The organism is Microbacterium enclense (assembly GCA_038182865.1).
Taxonomy (GTDB): Bacteria; Actinomycetota; Actinomycetes; order Actinomycetales; family Microbacteriaceae; genus Microbacterium; species Microbacterium enclense_B.
In genome coordinates this window covers 231,637-249,917 of the sequence record CP116226.1, presented here as the reverse complement: position 1 = coordinate 249,917, position 18,281 = coordinate 231,637, and the positions used below count along the sequence as shown (strand labels likewise).

Annotated in this window: 16 protein-coding genes; 1 reads left to right on the top strand and 15 read right to left on the bottom strand. The window is 69.7% G+C overall.

Annotated elements, in window-relative coordinates:
- Positions 1-53: 53 nt before the first annotated feature.
- A complete protein-coding gene (locus PIR02_01105; protein ID WZH37270.1) occupies positions 54-1,937 on the top strand; it encodes a phosphoenolpyruvate carboxykinase (GTP) in 1,884 nt (627 codons plus the stop codon).
- A 159-nt stretch (positions 1,938-2,096) separates the two neighbouring features.
- Here the strand turns inward: PIR02_01105 and PIR02_01100 are convergent, their stop codons facing one another.
- The 15 genes from PIR02_01100 to sdhC all read right to left on the bottom strand — a co-directional run bounded on the left by PIR02_01100 (position 2,097) and on the right by sdhC (position 18,263).
- Positions 2,097-3,962 carry an ABC transporter ATP-binding protein gene (locus tag PIR02_01100; GenBank protein ID WZH37269.1) on the bottom strand — a complete coding sequence of 622 codons (1,866 nt, stop codon included), beginning with the start codon at positions 3,960-3,962 and terminating at the stop codon, positions 2,097-2,099.
- Between the two features lie 237 nt (positions 3,963-4,199).
- On the bottom strand, positions 4,200-5,651 hold the full coding sequence (locus tag PIR02_01095) for an MFS transporter (GenBank protein ID WZH37268.1): 1,452 nt from the start codon (positions 5,649-5,651) through the stop codon (positions 4,200-4,202).
- Positions 5,652-5,830: 179 nt separating this feature from the next.
- Positions 5,831-6,184 (bottom strand): Fe-S protein, encoded by a 354-nt coding sequence (locus PIR02_01090; GenBank protein ID WZH37267.1) that lies wholly within the window; start codon positions 6,182-6,184, stop codon positions 5,831-5,833.
- Between the two features lie 103 nt (positions 6,185-6,287).
- On the bottom strand, positions 6,288-6,761 hold the full coding sequence (ribH, locus tag PIR02_01085; GenBank protein WZH37266.1) for a 6,7-dimethyl-8-ribityllumazine synthase: 474 nt from the start codon (positions 6,759-6,761) through the stop codon (positions 6,288-6,290).
- The gene (gene ribA / locus PIR02_01080; protein ID WZH37265.1) at positions 6,761-8,029 is read right to left on the bottom strand and encodes a GTP cyclohydrolase II; all 1,269 of its coding nucleotides are present in this window, start codon (positions 8,027-8,029) and stop codon (positions 6,761-6,763) included. Before ribA ends, ribH begins: the two co-directional genes overlap by 1 nt.
- Positions 8,026-8,682, bottom strand: coding sequence for a riboflavin synthase (locus tag PIR02_01075; protein WZH37264.1), 657 nt, complete (start codon positions 8,680-8,682; stop codon positions 8,026-8,028). Before PIR02_01075 ends, ribA begins: the two co-directional genes overlap by 4 nt.
- Positions 8,682-9,713, bottom strand: coding sequence for a bifunctional diaminohydroxyphosphoribosylaminopyrimidine deaminase/5-amino-6-(5-phosphoribosylamino)uracil reductase RibD (ribD, locus tag PIR02_01070; protein ID WZH37263.1), 1,032 nt, complete (start codon positions 9,711-9,713; stop codon positions 8,682-8,684). Before ribD ends, PIR02_01075 begins: the two co-directional genes overlap by 1 nt.
- Positions 9,714-10,132: 419 nt before the next feature.
- Positions 10,133-10,996 carry an Fpg/Nei family DNA glycosylase gene (locus tag PIR02_01065; GenBank protein ID WZH37262.1) on the bottom strand — a complete coding sequence of 288 codons (864 nt, stop codon included), beginning with the start codon at positions 10,994-10,996 and terminating at the stop codon, positions 10,133-10,135.
- Between the two features lie 236 nt (positions 10,997-11,232).
- Positions 11,233-12,237, bottom strand: coding sequence for a tryptophan--tRNA ligase (gene trpS / locus PIR02_01060; GenBank protein WZH37261.1), 1,005 nt, complete (start codon positions 12,235-12,237; stop codon positions 11,233-11,235).
- Between the two features lie 181 nt (positions 12,238-12,418).
- Positions 12,419-13,267, bottom strand: coding sequence for an exodeoxyribonuclease III (locus PIR02_01055; GenBank protein WZH37260.1), 849 nt, complete (start codon positions 13,265-13,267; stop codon positions 12,419-12,421).
- A gap of 74 nt (positions 13,268-13,341) precedes the next feature.
- On the bottom strand, positions 13,342-14,541 hold the full coding sequence (locus tag PIR02_01050) for a YihY/virulence factor BrkB family protein (GenBank protein ID WZH37259.1): 1,200 nt from the start codon (positions 14,539-14,541) through the stop codon (positions 13,342-13,344).
- A 166-nt stretch (positions 14,542-14,707) separates the two neighbouring features.
- Positions 14,708-15,493: a succinate dehydrogenase iron-sulfur subunit gene (locus tag PIR02_01045; protein ID WZH37258.1), complete on the bottom strand. Its 786-nt coding sequence runs from the start codon at positions 15,491-15,493 to the stop codon at positions 14,708-14,710.
- 1 nt (position 15,494) lies between these two features.
- Positions 15,495-17,324, bottom strand: a complete 1,830-nt coding sequence (sdhA, locus tag PIR02_01040) for a succinate dehydrogenase flavoprotein subunit (GenBank protein WZH37257.1) — start codon at positions 17,322-17,324, stop codon at positions 15,495-15,497.
- A gap of 46 nt (positions 17,325-17,370) precedes the next feature.
- Positions 17,371-17,829, bottom strand: coding sequence for a succinate dehydrogenase hydrophobic membrane anchor subunit (locus PIR02_01035; GenBank protein WZH37256.1), 459 nt, complete (start codon positions 17,827-17,829; stop codon positions 17,371-17,373).
- Positions 17,829-18,263, bottom strand: coding sequence for a succinate dehydrogenase, cytochrome b556 subunit (gene sdhC, locus PIR02_01030; protein WZH37255.1), 435 nt, complete (start codon positions 18,261-18,263; stop codon positions 17,829-17,831). Before sdhC ends, PIR02_01035 begins: the two co-directional genes overlap by 1 nt.
- Between the last annotated feature and the right edge of the window lie 18 nt (positions 18,264-18,281).

Sequence of the window (18,281 nt, the reverse complement as noted above, 5' to 3'; positions counted from 1 at the left end):
ATCCGGGTCAGAGTGGGGGAACACCGAAGAATTCCGCTCAACAAGGAGACGACATGGCCCTCGCCGACATCTTCGCCCGCCCCACCGGCCGCGCCGCCGCGACCGCTCCCGTCGCACGCCCCGGCTACGGCGCGCGGCCTGACGTCGACGGCCCCGGTATGCCCGGCCTCGTCGCCTGGGTCGACCAGGTCGCTGCCCTCACGCAGCCCGACCGCATCCACTGGGTCGACGGTTCCGCCGCCGAGAACGACGCCCTCCTTCGCGAGATGGTCGATGAAGGCAAGCTCATCAAGCTCAACCCCGAGTGGCGGCCCGGCTCGTACCTGGCCCGCTCGCACCCCAGTGACGTCGCGCGCCTCGAGTCGCGGACCTACATCGCGTCGGACAACGAAGAAGACGCCGGTCCGACCAACAACTGGATCGCCCCCGCCGAGATCCGCGAGACGCTCAACGGTGTCTTCGAGGGGTCGATGCGCGGCCGCACGATGTACGTCGTGCCTTTCTCGATGGGCGCGGTCGGTGGCCCGCTGAGCCACATCGGTGTGCAGATCACCGACAGCGCCTACGCCGTGGCATCCATCGGTGTCATGACCCGCGTCGGCGTCGCCGTCACGGAGCAGATCGCCGAGGGCGCTCCGTGGGTCAAGACCGTGCACTCCGTCGGTGCCCCGCTCGCTCCGGGGGAAGCCGATGTCGCGTGGCCCTGCAACGACGAGAAGTACATCGTCCACTTCCCCGACACGCTCGAGGTCTGGTCGTTCGGCTCGGGGTACGGCGGCAACGCGATCCTCGCCAAGAAGTGCTTCGCCCTGCGCATCGCGTCGGTGATCGGCCGCGACGAGGGGTGGCTCGCCGAGCACATGCTGCTCATCCGCGTGATCGACCCGAAGGGCAAGGCGTACCACGTCGCCGCGGCCTTCCCCTCGGCCTGCGGTAAGACGAACCTCGCGATGCTGCGCCCGACGATCCCGGGCTGGCGGGTCGAGACCCTCGGCGACGACATCACGTGGATCCGCCCCGGCGAGGATGGGCGTCTGTGGGCCATCAACCCCGAGGCCGGTTTCTTCGGGGTGGCTCCCGGCACCGGCGAGTCGACCAACGTCACCGCGATCGAGACGCTCTGGGGCAACACGATCTTCACGAACGTCGCCCTGCGCCCCGACGGCGACGTGTGGTGGGAGGGCCTGACCGACGAGGCGCCGCCGCAGCTCATCGACTGGGAGGGCAAGCCCTGGACGCCCGCGTCGGGCCGTCCGGCCGCGCACCCGAACTCGCGCTTCACGGTCGGCGCCGCGCAGTGCCCGCAGATCGCCGACGACTGGGAGGCACCCGAGGGCGTTCCCCTCGACGTCATCCTGTTCGGCGGCCGCCGAGCGACCAACGTCCCGCTCGTCGTCGAGGCGACCGACTGGTCGCACGGGGTCTTCATCGGCTCGACCGTCTCGAGTGAGAAGACCGCCGCCCAGGAAGGGACCGTCGGCGAACTGCGTCGTGACCCCTTCGCGATGCTCCCCTTCTGCGGGTACAACATGGGCGACTACTTCAGTCACTGGCTCGAGGTCGGCCAGAAGCTCCGCTTCGACCGCGCTCCGCGCATCTTCCAGGTCAACTGGTTCCGCAAGGGTGACGACGGGCGCTTCCTCTGGCCCGGGTTCGGCGACAACGCCCGCGTGATCGACTGGATCATCCGCCGTGTCGACGGTCAGGTCGACGCGGTGGACAGCCCCATCGGTCGCCTGCCGCGCGTGGAAGACCTCGACCTCTCGGGCCTCGACGTCCCCACCGCCGACCTCGAGGAACTGTTCTCGATCGATCCGGCCTCGTGGCTGGCCGAGGCCGACTTGACCGAAGAGTTCTACGACACCTTCGGCTCGCACCTCCCGGCCGCGCTCCGCGCCGAGCTCGCGGCGCTCCGCTACCGCCTGCAGCGCGCATGACCGGGCGCCCGCCGTCCGACGGCGGGCGCCTCCCGAATCGACGCCCCTTCCCGCTCTTGGCGCGCGGGAGGGGCGTCGTGCTGTCCGGGCCCGCGTGCCGCGCGCGCCGACCACGCGTGCGCAGCCTCGCCCCACCGCCCCCCGGGGCGCGGGCGCGGGTCAGACCAGCAGCTGGTGCTTCGCCAGATCCCGATACAGGGGAGTGGATGCCACGAGCTCGCTGTGGGTGCCCTGACCGACGACGCGGCCGTTCTCGAGCACGACGATGAGATCGCTGTCAACGACGGTCGAGAGGCGGTGCGCGATGACGAGCAGCGTCCGGTCGGTCGCCACGGCGTCGATGGCCTCGCGCATGCGCTGTTCGTTCACGCCGTCGAGCGACGACGTCGACTCGTCGAGCAGGAGCACCGGGGGAGCAGCGAGCAACGCACGCGCGATCGCGAGCCGCTGGCGCTCTCCTCCCGAGAGCATCACGCCGTCCTCTCCCACGGGGGCGTCGACGCCGAGCGGACTGCGCTCGAGCACGTCGCCGAGATTGACTTCGCGCAGCACCCGCTCGCAGTCGGCATCGCTCGCGTCGGGCGAGGCCAGGCGGAGGTTGTCGGCGATCGTGCCGGCCAAGGTGGGGGCGTCCTGCTCGACGTACCCGAAGCGTCGGCGCAGGTCGTCGCGCGCGATGTCACGGGCGTCCACGCCGTCGAGGAGAATCGCCCCCTCCGTCGGGTCGTAGAAGCGCTCGATGAGCGAGAGGATCGTGCTCTTTCCCGCTCCCGACGGTCCGACGAGCGCCACTCGCGACCCGCGCGGCACGGTGAACGAGACACCGCGCAGTACCTCGTGATCGGTCTCCACCGGGAGGTCCTCCGACTCGAGGTGCACGTCGGCGAGCACCGAGCGGGCCTCGCGGGCCGCCGCCTCCCGCGCCTTCACGACGTGCTCGGGATAGCGGAAGCGGACGTCGCGGAACTCCAGGGCCGCAGCGCCCGGAACCGGCGCCGCCGCGCGCGGCTGGTCGCCGTCGCTCTCGAGGGGAAGCTCGAGCACCTCCTGGATCCGTCCGAGCGCGCCCAGCGCCTGGTTCACGGAGGTGATCGCGCCGATGGCGGAGGCGAGCGGCTGCACGAGCAGGAAGAGGAAGATCACGAACGTGACGAGGGAGGCCACGTCGATCGCTCCGGATGCCACGCGGTACCCGCCGACGCCCAGGACGACGAGCAGCGATACCTGGAGCGCGACGAAAGCGATCGGCACGATCAGGGCCGACACCCGCGCGATCCGCACCCCGGCGTCGTAGGCGGCCGTCGCCGTCTGCGTCACGGCCGCCGTCTCCCGTTCCGTCGCCCCGGCGGCGCGGATCGTGCGGATGGAGCCCACCGCCCGCTCGACCCCCGACGAGAGCTCGCCGACCCTCGCCTGCTGATCCGCGGATGCCGAGCGGATGCGCGTGCTCAGCAGCACCACCACCGCGAGCGAGGCGCCCACGACCACCACGATCAGTCCGAGCAGCAGGGGGTCGATGAACGCCATCGCGATCACCGCGCCGACGAGGATGAGGGCGTTGCCCACGGCATCCGCGAACCCCTGCGTGAGAACGGCGTAGAGCAACGTGGTGTCGGTGCCGACGCGCGAGACGAGGTCGCCCGTGCGGCGGGCGTCGAACTCGCTGATGGGAAGTCGCAGGATGCGCGCGATCAGCCGTCGCCGCGAGGAATAGACCACGGCTGTCCCGGTGCGTTGGAGCAGGTAGTGCTGGAAGCCGGAGATCACCGATGACAGCACGACGAAGCCCACCAGCACCCACACCAGGGCGCCGAGGGGCACCGTGTTCTGCACACGGGAGATGACCTCGCCCACGAGGAGAGGCTGCGCGAGCGTGGCCGCTGCCCCCAGCACGCTGAGGACGCCGACGACGACGAGGGTGCGCTTGTGCTCGAGCAGGAACGGCAGGAGCTGGCGAAACGACGCGCGCGGACCCTCGGGGCTGCGGCGGCCGCGCCGGCCACGCGCGGGAGCGGGAGAAGACATGCGGACCTCAGGGGAAGGAAGTGGGTGATTCGACCGTACCTCTCGGCGTGCGCGAGCCGGATCCGCTCGCTCGCCGGTGGACCAAACTCCTGAGAATCCTCGACCGTCACCCGGTTTCGGCGCGGCCTGGCGCCGCTCGGCTCGACAACTTAGGAGATCGGCACGGCACGGCGGTGCGGAGAACGACGGATGCCACGAGGCCGGGGCCCCGTGGCATCCGTCGTCGGAGAATTCCGCTTACGGCGCTGTCGCTCCGGCGGCGATGTTGTCGTCGTAGTCGACGTCCTTCGTCTCAGGCGAGAGGACGAGAGCGATCAGCGTCAGCACGCCCATCGCTGAAAGGTACGCGCCCACCAGCCACGGGTTGCCGTCACCCGCCGCCCACAGAGCCACCGCGACGATCGGGGCGAGGGCGGCGCCGAGGATCGACGACACGTTGTACGAGATCGCCGACCCCGTGTAGCGGACGTTCGTCGGGAACAGCTCGGGCAGCACGGCGCCCATGGGGCCGAAGGTCGTTCCCATGAGCAGGAAGCCGATGATGAGGAAGGCCTGCACGAGGATGCGGGTGAGGCCCGCGTCGGCCTGCGGCATGAGGAAGAACGAGAACGTCAGACCGAACACGATGATCGCGATCGTCACCCCGATCAGCAGGCGCTTGCGCCCGAGCCGGTCCGCGACCGGGCCCGAGAGCAGCGTGAAGATCCCGAAGAACACGACGCCGATGATCTGCATGATGACGAAGTCGGTGTAGCCGAATCCGAGACCGGGGACGAACGTGGCCGCGTCGGAGGGCGTCCCGGCCTTCTCTGCCGCGGCCTGCGCCCCCTCGATCGTCGGCTTGGTGCCGTACGAGAGGGTGAAGCTCGTCATGAGGTAGAAGAGCACATACGTCGCCAGCATGATGAACGTGCCGAGGATGAGCTGCTTCCAATTGCGGCGGATCGCCTCGCCGAGCGGGAACTTCTTGATGACGCCGGTCTTCTCGGCCTTGGCGAACGACTCGCTCTCGACGAGCTTGAGACGCACCCACAGCCCCACGATGACCATGACGGCCGAGAACAGGAACGGCACGCGCCAGCCCCACGCGAGGAACTCCTCGGAGCGCTGCGCGGTGCCATCGGGGTGCGGCAGAGCGAAGTTGATGATGAGGAACACGCCGTTGGCGATGATGAAGCCGATCGGCGCGCCCAGCTGCGGGAACGTGCCGTACCAGGCGCGCTTGCCCTTGGGGGCGTTCTCGGTGGCCACGAGCGCGGCGCCCGACCATTCGCCGCCGAGCGCGAAGCCCTGCGCGAGACGCATGACGAGAAGCAGGATCGCCGCCCACACGCCGATCTCGTTGAAGGTGGGGAGGCATCCGATGAGGAAGGTCGCGACACCCATCGTGAGGAGGGATGCCACGAGCGTGGCCTTGCGTCCGAAGCGGTCGCCGAAGTGTCCGAACACGATCGCGCCGAGGGGCCGCGCCACCATGGCGGCGCCGAACACGCTGAACGACAGCAGAAGCGAGGTGGTCTCGTTGCCGGTGGGGAAGAAGAGGATCGGGAAGACGAGCACCGCCGCGGTGGCGTACGCGTAGAAGTCGTAGAACTCGATCGTCGTGCCGATCAGGCTCGCGGTGATGACACGCGAGCGGGGATTGGCGGGAGCGGACGTCGAGGGGGCGGTGGGGGATGAGGAGGTCATGACAGCCTGACGAGAGAGCGATCGGTTGCGTCCGTCGTGGGATCGCGGGGTGGGGCGGGACGGATACCGGGGGTGATGGCATCCGGGATCGCCGAACAGCACCCGGTGACGGTCCCGAGTGGGGACCATCGACCCTCCAGTCTATGCGCGGGCTGGGAAGACCTCGGCGCGAACGGGGGTCAGCGCCAGAGCACCGCGAGCGCGGCGTTCAGGAGCGTCAGGATGCCGACGAGCCAGAAGACGGCGGACGGGAGGTCGGCGCCGCGCTTCTGGCGGGCCGAGCCGATGCCGAGGAGAGCACCGATGACGAGGAGCACGACGAGCTTCACGCCGATCTTCACGTAGTTCAGCTCGTGGTCGAGGCCCCACGGGGCGGCGAGCGCGAGTCCCGAGACGAGCGAGATGACGAGCGCGTAGTTCATCAGCGGCGTGACGCGCGCCCGTCGCGCGACGGCCTCGACGACCCACGCCCCGAAGAGGATCGCGAACCCGACGAGGTGGACGAGGACGACGGCGTGACGCAGGATCTCCATACCGGTCAGGGTAGGGATGCCGCCGCCGCCCCGCCAGCAAGGCGGACCTCACCGCGACGCGGCTCCCTGAGCTCGTCGAAGGGTCCGCCCACCCCGTGCGGGATCAGCCCCGCAGCTCCCGCAGAACCAGCGCGGTGCGGATCGCTGCGTCCGCGGCCTCGGCACCCTTGTCTTCCTTCGAGCCCTCGAGGCCCGCGCGGTCGAGACCCTGCTGCTCGTCGTCGAGGGTCAGCACCCCGAATCCGACGGGCTTGCCGGCGTCGAGAGCGACGCGCGTGAGCCCGTCGGTCGCGGCCGACGAGACGAACTCGAAATGCGGGGTGCCTCCGCGGATGATGACGCCGAGGGCGACGACGGCATCCGCGCCCCCGTCGAAGGCGGCGCGGGAGGCGACCGGCAGTTCGAACGATCCCGGGACGCGCACCACGCGGTACGTCGCGCCCGTGGCATCCAGAACCTTCCTCGCCCCGGCGATGAGGCCGTCGGTGATGACCTCGTGCCAGGTGCCGGCGATGACGACGACGTTCAGGCCCGACGCGTCGACGCCGCCGGTCTCGGGTGCTCCACTACCGGCCATCAGGCGCTCTCTTCCTTCATGTGCGCGAGCGCGTCGCGCAGGTCGTCCTCGGCGATGATGTGACCCATCCGGTCGCGCTTCGTCTCGAGGTACTGGTGGTTGTTCGGGCCGACGCCCACGAGGAGGGGTACCTGCTCGACGACGTCGAGGCCGAAGCCGCGAAGCTGGTTCACCTTGTCGGTGTTGTTGGTGAGCAGGCGCACCTGCTCGACGCCGAGGTCGGCGAGGATGCCTGCGGCGGCGGCGTAGTCGCGCGCGTCGGCGGGCAGGCCCAGGGCCAGGTTGGCATCCACCGTGTCCAGGCCGCGCTCCTGCAGGTTGTAGGCCCGCAGCTTGTTGATGAGGCCGATGCCGCGTCCCTCGTGGCCGCGCATGTAGATGACGATGCCGCCGTCCTCGTCGATGCGATCCAGCGCCGCCTCGAGCTGAGGGCCGCACTCGCACTTCAGCGAGCCGAACGCCTCACCGGTCAGGCACTCGGAGTGCACGCGGACGAGAGGGGCGTCCGCACCGAGCTCTCCCGAGACGACCGCGATGTGGTCGGTTCCGGTCACCCGGTCCTTGTACGCCAGGAAGCGGAAGGTGCCGTGCGTCGTGGGCACGTTCGACTCGGCGCGCAGGCTCACGCGGCGTCGGGTGGGAGCAGACGCGGGCAGGGGATCGGTCTCGTTCAGGTACCCGATCAGCTGCTCGATGGTGATGACCGGGATGCCATCGCGCTCGCCGAGCTCGAACAGTCCGGGCAGGCGCATCATGCTCCCGTCCTCGGCGACGACCTCGGCGATCGCGCCGACGGGCTCGAGGCCCGCGAGGCGCATGAGGTCGACCGCGGCCTCGGTGTGGCCGGCGCGTTCGCGTACACCGCCGTCGACCGCGCGCAGCGGCAGGACGTGCCCGGGGCGGATGACGCTCGTCGGCACCGACTCGGGGTCGGCGAGCACGTTGAGCGTGCGGGCGCGGTCGGCGGCGCTGATGCCGGTGGTGACGCCGGAGGCGGCGTCGACGCTCACCGTGTACGCGGTGCCGCGGGCGTCTTCATTGACCGCCACCATGGGCGGGAGGTCGAGGCGGTCGGCCCATTCGGCGGGCATGGGCGCGCAGACGTACCCGCTCGACCAGCGGACGGTCCAGGCAAGCGCCTCGGGGGTCGCGAGCTGGGCCGACAGGATCACGTCGCCTTCGTTCTCACGGTTCTCATCGTCGGCGACCAGGATCGGTCGCCCGGCGCGCAGGGCCTCGAGGGCCTCGGGGATGGTGGACAGGCTCATGCGGAGCCCCTCTCGGTCGATGCGGCGTCAGCCGCGGGATTCTCAGAAGCGCGGAAGCTCAGCATGCGCTGGACGTGCCGAGCGAGGATGTCGGTCTCGAGGTTGACCGGGCTGCCCACGGTCGCGGAGCCGAGGGTCGTGGCGGCGAGCGTCTCGGGAATCAGCGACACCTCGAGCCACTGCTCGGCCTCGTCGGGGGCGCTCACGGCGCTGACGGTCAGAGAGACGCCGTCGATGGCGATGGAGCCCTTGTCGACCACGAGGGGGGCGAGACGGGGCGGGATGCCGATGCGCACGACGCTCCACTGCGCCCCGGGTCGCACGTCGCGCACGACACCCGTGCCGTCGATGTGGCCCTGCACGATGTGTCCGCCGAGGCGCCCGTGCGCGGCGGTCGCCCGCTCGAGGTTGACGGCGCGGCCGGGCGCGACGTCGGCGAGCGTCGACATGTCGAGGGTCTGCTTCATCACGTCGGCGGTGAACCAGTCGTCGCCCTGGTCGACGACCGTGAGACACACGCCGCTGACCGAGATCGAGTCGCCGTGGCCGGCATCCGAGACGGAAAGGGGAGCGCGCACGGTCACGCGCACGCCGTCGCCCGCGGGCTCGACGGCGGTGATGGCGCCCATCTCTTCGACGATTCCGGTGAACATCAGTGATCTCCCTGCGTTCGCGTGGTGGGGTGGGCGACGATCAGGAGGTCGTCGCCGAGGGACTGGACGGATGCCACGGCGAGCCGCCGCGCGTCGTCGATGGTCGGCACGCCCACGTCGCCGAGGGCGAGGCGCGAACCGCCGAGGAGCACGGGGGCGACGTACACGAGGAGCTCGTCGGCCAGATCGGCGTGCACGAAGGCGCTCGCGAGCGTGGGGCCGCCCTCGACGAAGACGCGTTGGACGCCTCGCGCGCCGAGGTCGGCGAGCACCGCGGCCAGGTCGTGCATGGCGTAGAACAGCGGCTCGCGCGGGTGGCGGCGGACCGCGGCCTCCGGGGCCGTCTCGCTCACACCGACGATGACGGGCACGGGCTGAGACTCCAGCAAGGTGCCGTCCTCTCCGCGGGCCGTGAGCGCGGGGTCGTCCGCGCGGACGGTGCCCGTTCCGGCGACGATCGCGTCGGCGGCCGCGCGGCGCGCGTGGACATCACGGCGTGCGGTCGGGCCGGTGATCCACTGGCTCGTCCCGTCGTCGGCGGCGGCGCGGCCGTCGAGGCTCTGCGCCCACTTGACGGTGACCCGCGGACGGCCCGTGCGCTGCAGGGCGACCCAGTCGTGGATCAGCTGTTCGGCGGTGTCTGCTTCGACGCCCTTCTCGACATCGACACCCGCGGCGCGCAGGCGTTCGGCTCCGCCGGCGGCGGCATCCGTCGGATCGTCGAGGGCGTAGACGACTCGGTCGACACCGGCCTCGATGAGTGCGACGGCGCACGGGCCGGTGCGACCCGTGTGGTTGCAGGGCTCGAGGGTGACGACGGCGGTGGCGCCGCGGGCGGCACCCGGGGCGAGCTGCGACAGGGCGTCGACCTCGGCGTGGGGGGTGCCTGCACCCCGGTGGTACCCCTCCGCGAGCACTTCGCCGGTCGGGGAGAGGATGACCGCACCCACCTGCGGGTTGAGACCGCGCGGGCCGCGCCGGGCGAGCTCTAGCGCTCGTCTCATGGCGTCGATCTCGACGGCGGATGCCATTTTCCCTGTCCTTCCCGCGGTGTCGGGGCAGGATCAGCGGGAAGGCGCGACGCGCCATCCGTGCTGCCTCCTATCCGGACTAGCGACGGATTCCCGTCGCATCACCGTCGGTCCCGGAATTCCACCGGATCGGCCCCACCGCCGAGCGGGAGGGTTCGCGGACTGTCACCGCCGGTTCGGATTCTCACCGACCCCGGAGCACGTTGTTGCACTTCGAAGTGTAGTCAACGCGCTGTGCGGGGTTTCATTCCCCGACATGGATTGACACGTGGCGGGGCGGCGCCGGATCACGGTCAGGGGCGGGGCCGCGCGGCTGCGGCCCGCGCATCGCCGCCGTGGACCCGGCGTGGCCGTGGGCCGTCGTGCCGAGCGCCCGGCCCTGCCGCCGTGCCCCGCGCCGCCTCGGTGCGCCCCGCGCGTCACTTCAGCAGTCGCGAGAGCCTCCGGTCGGCCAGCAGCTTGCCCCCGGTCTGGCAGGTGGGGCAGTACTCGAGCGAGTTGTCGGCGAAGAAGACGCTGCGCACCTCGTCGCCGCACACCGGGCACTCCTGGCCGCGGCGACCGTGGACGCGCATGCCGCGTCTCTTGGCATCCTTCAACTCCGCCGGGGGTTTGCCGCGCGCCTCCGCGATCGCCTCGGTGAGCGTCTCGGTCATCGCGGTGAAGAGGCGATCGACCTCGTCGTCGGTGAGGGTCGCCGCCAAAGCGTAGGGCGACATCTTCGCGGCGTGCAGGATCTCGTCGGAGTAGGCGTTGCCGACCCCCGCGATGATCGACTGGTCGCGCAGCACGCCCTTGATCTGGGTGCGTCGCCCGACGAGCAATTCGCCGAACGCTGCCCGGTCGAAGCCCTCGCTGAGCGGGTCGGGGCCGAGCCGCGCGATGCCCGGCACCTCGTCGGGAGAGCGCACCGCGTACACCGCGAGCGACTTCTTCGTGCCCGCCTCGGTGAGGTCGAATCCGGAGCCGTCGTCGAAGCCGATGCGCAGGGCGATCGGCGTCTTCCCGGGCTTGATGACCGTGGACGGCAAGGCGTCGTACCAGCGCAGCCAGCCGGCCTTCGCGAGGTGGAAGATCAGATGCACACCCGCGTCGGTCGAGACATCGACGAACTTGCCGTGCCGGTCGACGGCGGTCACGGCCGCGCCCACGAGCGCCGTCAGGGGCGGATCGTAGGTCTTCAGCGCATTGATCGCCGACACGGTGGCCTTCGACACGTGCAGCCCCGTGACGCGGGCACGGAGGAACTCCACGAGTCCCTCGACCTCAGGCATCTCCGGCATGCGCCCATGCTGCCATGAGTTCCCGACATCGCTCAGGCCCCTTGCGAGGCTCGGGGTGCACCGGATCCGGAGATGTGCAACGGATTCGGATGCACGAGGCCGATTCATCCGTATCCGGTGCCGTTCCCCGGTTCTGTGACGCAATCCCTCCCCGTCCGCTGAAGCGCGGCGAATGGATCGCCGGCGATCAGGGTCGGCATCCGCCGAGCGGTGCACGCGGGCGCCGGGAGGGGTCCTCAGCCGCGGCGCAGCAGCCCCACGCGGTCGTACACGTCGGCGAGGGTCTTCTCGGCCACGGATGCCGCCCGCTCCGCGTTCACCGCCAGCACGCGGTCGAGCTCGGCGGGGTCGGCGATCAGCTCGAGAGCGCGCTCGCGCACCGGCTCGAACTCGTTCACGACGACCTCGGCGAGGCCCTTCTTGAAGTCGCCGTAGCCGCGGCCGGCGTACTCGTCCTCGATCGTCGTGATGTCGCGGCCGGTCAGGGCCGAGTAGATGACGAGGAGGTTCGAGACGCCCGGCTTCTCCTCGCGGTCGAAGCGCACCGACCCCTCGGAGTCGGTGACCGCGCGCATGATCTTCTTGGCGCTGACCTTCGGCTCGTCCAGCATCCACAGCACGCCCGCGTCGGACTCGGCCGACTTCGACATCTTCGCGGTGGGGTTCTGCAGGTCGTAGATGCGGGCCGTCTCCCGCTGGATCATCGGCGTGGGCATGGTGAACGTCTCGCCGAAGCGCTGGTTGAAGCGCTCGGCGAGGTCGCGCGTGAGCTCGATGTGCTGCTTCTGGTCGTCGCCGACGGGCACGACGTCGGTCTGGTAGAGCAGGATATCGGCGGCCATGAGCACCGGGTAGGTGAACAGGCCGACGTTCGTGGCATCCGTGCCGTACCGGGCCGACTTGTCCTTGAACTGCGTCATGCGCCCGGCCTCACCGAAGCCGGTGAGGGTCGACAGCACCCACTGGAGTTCGGCGTGCGCGGGCACGTGCGACTGCACGTACAGTGTCGAGCGCGAAGGCTCGATGCCGGCGGCGATGTACTGGGCCGCGGTGCGACGCGTCTTCTCGCGACGTTCGGCGGGGTCGCCGGGCTGCGTGAGGGCGTGCAGGTCGACGACGGAGAAGAAGGCGTCGTACTCGTCTTGCAGCTGACGCCACTGCAGCAGCGCACCGATGTAGTTGCCGATCTGGAGGCTGTCGGCGGAGGGCTGCATTCCGGAGTAGAGGCGCTGCTGAGTCACCCCTCGATCCTAGGCGTGGGTGCGCACCTCCCCGTCGCGTCGCAGCGTCCATCCGCTTCACCGAGCCCGCAGACGGGCGACGTGCGATCCGGGCGCATCAGTGGGTGCACGATCGGTCCCGGTTTCGAGACGCCGGCCGGGGAGGCGCCCCGGCGCGCGGGACTTCCGCCCGGCGGGCGTCTCAGCGGCCGAGTGTGTAGTCGACGATGACGGGGGAGTGGTCGCTCCACCGGGTGTCGTAGGAGGGGGCGCGGTCGACCCGGTAGTCGGTGACCCGTTCGGCGAGGGCGGGCGTCGCGACGTGATAGTCGATGCGCCAGCCGCTGTCGGTGTCGAATGCTTTTCCGCGCATCGACCAGAACGTGTACGGTCCGTCGACCTCGCCCATGTGGCGGCGTCCGACATCGATCCAGCCGAGGCCCGTGCCCGTCGATCCGTCGACCCCCTCGACCTGCTCGCCGGCGGGGCCGAAGAAGCGGTCGAAATACGCCCGCTCCCGGGGGAGGAAGCCCGCGTTCTTGCGGTTGCCGCGCCAGTTCTTGATGTCGAGCTCGCGGTGGCCGACGTTGAGATCGCCGGTCACGAGCGCGAGCTCGCGCTCGGCCTTGAGAGTGGCGAGGCGCTGCTCCATGGCATCCAGGAACAGCCACTTCGCGTCTTGCTTGGGCGTGTCGACCTCGCCGCTGTGCACGTAGGCACTGACGATCGTGATCGTCTCGCCGTCGATGTCGAAGTCGGTCTCGATCCATCGTCCCGAGGCGTCGAGCGGCTCGGGACCGAGGTGCGTCCGGGTCTCGACACCGGGGAGGCGGCTGATGATCGCGACGCCCGCGCGCCCCTTCTGCAGGGCCTCGTCGTTGACGATCTCCCAGCCGGGGAGGGCCTCGGCGAGCTGCTCGGCGGTGGCGCGCACCTCCTGCAGGGCGACGATGTCTGCCCCCGAGCCCTCGAGCCACTCGACCATGCCCTTGCGCACGGCGGCACGGATGCCATTGACGTTGATGGAGACGATACGTACGGAACGAGCCACCCGACGAGCGTAACGCGGGCCTCCGACATCGCTCTCGGGCTCCTCGTCCCGACGCCGATGACGCCGGCTCCGGCTCAGTCGGGCAGCAGGGTGGCCCGCCGCGGAGTGGGGAGGGCGGCCTGCGCCTGCGCGAGGTTCTTCTTCGCACCCGCGAGACGTCGCCGGGCGCGCCAGCGCCAGGGCCACCGCGCGAGCGCCGCGGCACGCTCAGCCTCGCGCAGCGCCACCTGCGCCGCGATCACGAGCGCCGCCTGCTCCATCGCCCGTCGGTCTTCGGGGGAGCGGAGGGGAACGTCGCGGTCGCCCGCGGCGACCGCGATCCAGGCTGCCGACACGAGGATGACGATGCCGATGAGGCGGAACCACAGCAGAAAACCGATGAGCGCGGCGAACGTTCCCAGGAGCGGGTTGGTCGGGGTGTACACGAGGAGGAAGCCCGCGCCGATCTGCAGGAGCACCATGCCGGCCGCGCCGACCAGCGCGCCCGGCCACGCCCGTCGCCAGGTGAGGGTGGTACCGGTGAGGAAGCGGAACAGCGAGGCGAGAGCCACCGTGTTGACGGCGAAGGCGATGAGGGCCGACACCGCTCGCGCCCCGATCGTCCACCCGGGCGTCTCGCGATCCCAGCCGAGGATGCCGAACACCAGGTCCACCGCGCCGGTCGTGATCGAGCCGAGGAGCGCTCCGATCAGCAGAGCGAAACCAAACAACAGGGATGCCACGAAGTCGCGCGCCTTCAGCAGCACGTAGTTGCGCATGTCGAACGGCAGGCCGAACGTGTCGCGCACCGCGCGGCGGGTGAAGGTCACGAAGCCGATCGCCGTCCAGATGACGACGACCGCGGCCACGCCACCCGTGATGCCGAGGAGCTTCCCGCTCTCCTGGGCGACGGCCTCGACCTTGTCGGGCTGCACGAGCCCGTTCTTGCTGATGAGGCCCGGGATGTACCCGTTGACGATGCCGATGAGGCCGTCGATCGCCGCTTTGCTGCCGCCCAGCCAGATGCCGACCGCGGCGAACGAGAGATAGAGCGCGGAGAACACCGCGAACAGTCCCTGGTAGCTGATGCCGGCGGCGAGCAGGAAGCCGTTGTGCTGCAGGAAGTGCCGCCACACGCGGATCGGGAACCACTGCACGACCTGAGCCGCGCGCGCGAGGGGCTCGTCGAGACGGTCGCGCAGGGCCGACTGGGCCGCGTCGAACCGTTCGCGGAGCGTGCGCTCGTCCTCGCTCGCCGCGGGCAGCGGGTGCGGGTCGTGGCGGCTCTCGGTCACCCGTCGAGCCTAGTGAATCGACCCGCGCGCTCGTCGCTCGCCGCGTCCGGCCGGCCGGGCTCGGGTCGCACGACGTCGAACTCCGCTCGACGCGGCGCACGGTGTGCCCCTGGGAGACGCCGAACGGCGGGGCGCCGAAGCGCACCCGCCGTTCGCGAGGAGAGGGTCAGCGACCGCCGCGGAGGACGGCCTGCTTGACCTCGGCGATGGCCTTGGTGACCTCGATGCCACGCGGGCACGCCTCGGTGCAGTTGAAGGTCGTGCGGCAGCGCCACACGCCTTCCTTGTCGTTGAGGATGTCGAGACGCACATCACCGGCGTCATCGCGCGAGTCGAAGATGAAGCGGTGCGCGTTGACGATCGCGGCGGGGCCGAAGTACTGCCCGTCGGTCCAGAACACGGGGCACGACGAGGTGCAGGCGGCACAGAGGATGCACTTCGTGGTGTCGTCGAAGACCTCGCGGTCCACGATCGACTGGATGCGCTCCTTGCCCGGCTCGGGCTTCGAGTTCGAGATGAGGAAGGGCTGCACCTCGCGGTAGGAGGCGAAGAACGGCTCCATGTCGACGATGAGGTCCTTCTCGAGCGGCAAGCCCTTGATCGCCTCGACGTAGATCGGCTGCGAGATGTCGAGATCCTTGATCAGCGTCTTGCAGGCCAGGCGGTTGCGGCCGTTGATGCGCATGGCATCCGATCCGCAGATGCCGTGCGCGCACGAGCGGCGGAACGACAGCGAACCGTCGGTCTCCCACTTGATCTTGTGCAGGGCGTCGAGCACGCGGTCGGTCGAGTACAGCTCGACGTCGTAGTCGACCCAGCGGGGCTCGTCGTCGACCTCGGGATCGAAGCGGCGGATGTTGAAGGTGACGAGGAACGACTGGATGCCGGTGTCGGCGGGAGCCTGCTCGATCTCGTCGGAGACGTCGGTGGTGTCGAGAACGGTGGATGCCATCTCAGTACTTCCTCTCCAGCGGCGGGTAGCGCAGCTCCCCGGCCTCGTTCTTGGTGAACACCACGGGCTTCCAGCCGAGTTCGATGTGGTCGGCGGGGTGCGACGAGTGGGGGTCCCCCGACAGGTACGCCATGGTGTGCTGCATGTAGTTCTCGTCGTCGCGCGTGGGGAAGTCGTCGCGCATGTGACCGCCACGGCTCTCTTCGCGGTTCTGCGCCGAGTAGACGACGACCTCGGCCAGATCGAGCAGGAAGCCCAGCTCGACGGCCTCGAGAAGGTCGGTGTTGAAGCGCTTGCCCTTGTCGTCGACGTGGATGTTCTTGTAGCGCTCGCGAAGGTCGGCGATCACGTCCATGACGTGGGCGAGCGACTCGTGCGTGCGGAACACCTGCGCGCCCTTGTCCATCTCGTCCTGCAGCGTCTTGCGCAGGACCGCGATGCGCTCGGTTCCCCCGTTGTTGCGGAGGCCCTCGATCAGCCCGCGCACCTCGGCGGCCGGATCTTCGGGAAGCGCCACGAAGTCGGCGGTCTTGACGTACTCGACCGCGTTGCGCCCCGCGCGCTTGCCGAAGACGTTGATGTCGAGCAGCGAGTTGGTGCCGAGACGGTTCGAGCCGTGCACCGAGACGCAGGCGCACTCGCCGGCGGCGTACAGCCCCGGGACGACGGTGTCGTTGTCGGCGAGCACCTCGGCCTTGATGTTGGTGGGGATGCCGCCCATCGCGTAGTGCGCGGTCGGCATGACCGGCACCGGCTCGACGACCGGGTCGACGCCGAGGTAGGTGCGCGCGAACTCGGTGATGTCGGGGAGCTTGGTCTCGAGCACCTCGGCGCCCAGGTGCGTGCAGTCCAGCAGCACGTAATCGCGGTGCGGGCCGGCTCCGCGGCCTTCGGCCACTTCCTGCACCATGCACCGCGCGACGATGTCGCGGGGAGCGAGGTCCTTGATCGTGGGGGCGTAGCGCTCCATGAAGCGCTCACCGCTCGCGTTGCGGAGGATCGCCCCTTCACCACGCGCACCTTCGGTCAACAGGATGCCGAGACCGGCGAGGCCGGTGGGGTGGAACTGGAAGAACTCCATGTCTTCCAGCGGCAGGCCCTTGCGCCACACGATGCCGACGCCATCACCGGTGAGGGTGTGGGCGTTGGACGTCGTCTTGAAGATCTTGCCGAAGCCGCCGGTCGCGAAGATGACGGCCTTCGACTGGAACACGTGCAGCTCACCCGTGGCGAGGTCGTAGGCGACGACGCCGGCGACCTGCGTCTTGCCCGCGGCATCCTTCACCGTGATGAGGTCGAGCACGTAGAACTCGTTGAAGAAGTTGATGCCGAGCTTGACGCAGTTCTGGAACAGCGTCTGCAGGATCATGTGACCCGTCCGGTCGGCGGCGTAGCACGCGCGGCGGACGGGCGTCTTGCCGTGGTCGGCGGTGTGCCCGCCGAAGCGGCGCTGGTCGATCTTGCCCTCGGGCGTGCGGTTGAACGGCAGGCCCATGTTCTCGAGGTCGATCACGGCGTCGATCGCCTCTTTGGCGAGGATCTCCGCGGCATCCTGGTCGACGAGGTAGTCGCCGCCCTTGATCGTGTCGAAGGTGTGCCACTCCCACGAGTCTTCTTCGACATTGGCCAGCGCCGCCGCCATACCGCCCTGTGCCGCACCCGTGTGAGAACGGGTCGGGTAGAGCTTGGAGATGACCGCGGTCTTCGCGCCCGGGCCGGCCTCGATGGCCGCGCGCATTCCCGCGCCGCCCGCGCCGACGATGACGACGTCGAACTGGTGGTAGTGGACGCCGTCCTTGACGACGGAATCCGAAGAAGTCTGGGTGCTCACGTGTGCGATACCTCTGCTGTCGGGGAAAAGGAGGGATGCCCGCGGCTCACGCCGCCTGGCACACATCCCACAGGGAGCTGCTCTCGGTCACGCCGAGGCAGGGGTCGAAGGTGAAGACCACGAGGGTGCCGAGAAGGATCAGGAATCCCGCCGACAGCCACAGCGACCAAACGAGGACCTTGCGGACGGTGGCGTTCGTGACGTAGTCGTTCACGATCGTGCGCATGCCGTTGGCACCGTGGATGAGGGCCAGCCACAGCATCAGCACGTCCCACCACTGCCAGAACGGCGAGGCGAGCTTGCCCGCGACGAACGCGAAGTCGATCTGATGGATGCCGTCGCCCGTCATGAGGTTGACGAACAGGTGGCCGAAGATGAGGACGATCAGCAGCACGCCGGACGCGCGCATGTAGATCCATCCCCACTTCTCGAGATTGGAGCCCTTCTTGCGCACGCTCGGCGTGCGCGGGGCGGGGATCGTGCTGGCTTCCTGGGCGACGGACATCAGTGGCTCCCGGTGACGGCGCTGAACACGTTGATGAGGTGGCGCGGGGTGAAGCCGAGCATCGTGACGACCCACAGGCCCAGTACGCCCCACCACAGCTGACGCTGGTGACGCGTGGCCCACGGCCAGAAGTCGACGAGGATGATGCGCAGGCCGTTGAAGGCGTGGTAGGCGATCGCGCCGACGAGGGCGACCTCGCCGAGACCCATGATCGGGTTCTTGTAGGTGCCGATCACCGCGTCGTACGCCTCGGGCGAGACGCGGATGAGCGCGGTGTCGAGGATGTGCACGAGGAGGAAGAAGAAGATCGCCACACCCGTGATGCGGTGCAGGACCCACGACCACATGCCCTCGCGACCGCGGTACAGAGTGCCGCGCGGCCTCTTCGAGGTGGTCTCTTTCACCGACGGCGTGGCACGTGCTGGTGCTGACACGGTCGTCCTCCCTGATCG

Excerpts from the sequence above, each read along its gene's own strand:
- PIR02_01035 (WZH37256.1), bottom strand. The coding sequence starts at position 17,829 with ATGTCCGTCGCCCAGGAAGCCAGCACGATCCCCGCCCCGCGCACGCCG.
- PIR02_01100 (WZH37269.1), bottom strand. The coding sequence starts at position 3,962 with ATGTCTTCTCCCGCTCCCGCGCGTGGCCGGCGCGGCCGCCGCAGCCCC.
- PIR02_01090 (WZH37267.1), bottom strand. The coding sequence starts at position 6,184 with ATGGAGATCCTGCGTCACGCCGTCGTCCTCGTCCACCTCGTCGGGTTC.
- ribH (WZH37266.1), bottom strand. The coding sequence starts at position 6,761 with ATGGCCGGTAGTGGAGCACCCGAGACCGGCGGCGTCGACGCGTCGGGC.
- PIR02_01095 (WZH37268.1), bottom strand. The coding sequence starts at position 5,651 with ATGACCTCCTCATCCCCCACCGCCCCCTCGACGTCCGCTCCCGCCAAT.
- ribD (WZH37263.1), bottom strand. The coding sequence starts at position 9,713 with ATGGCATCCGCCGTCGAGATCGACGCCATGAGACGAGCGCTAGAGCTC.
- PIR02_01105 (WZH37270.1), top strand. The coding sequence starts at position 54 with ATGGCCCTCGCCGACATCTTCGCCCGCCCCACCGGCCGCGCCGCCGCG.
- ribA (WZH37265.1), bottom strand. The coding sequence starts at position 8,029 with ATGAGCCTGTCCACCATCCCCGAGGCCCTCGAGGCCCTGCGCGCCGGG.
- PIR02_01065 (WZH37262.1), bottom strand. The coding sequence starts at position 10,996 with ATGCCGGAGATGCCTGAGGTCGAGGGACTCGTGGAGTTCCTCCGTGCC.
- PIR02_01045 (WZH37258.1), bottom strand. The coding sequence starts at position 15,493 with ATGGCATCCACCGTTCTCGACACCACCGACGTCTCCGACGAGATCGAG.
- PIR02_01075 (WZH37264.1), bottom strand. The coding sequence starts at position 8,682 with ATGTTCACCGGAATCGTCGAAGAGATGGGCGCCATCACCGCCGTCGAG.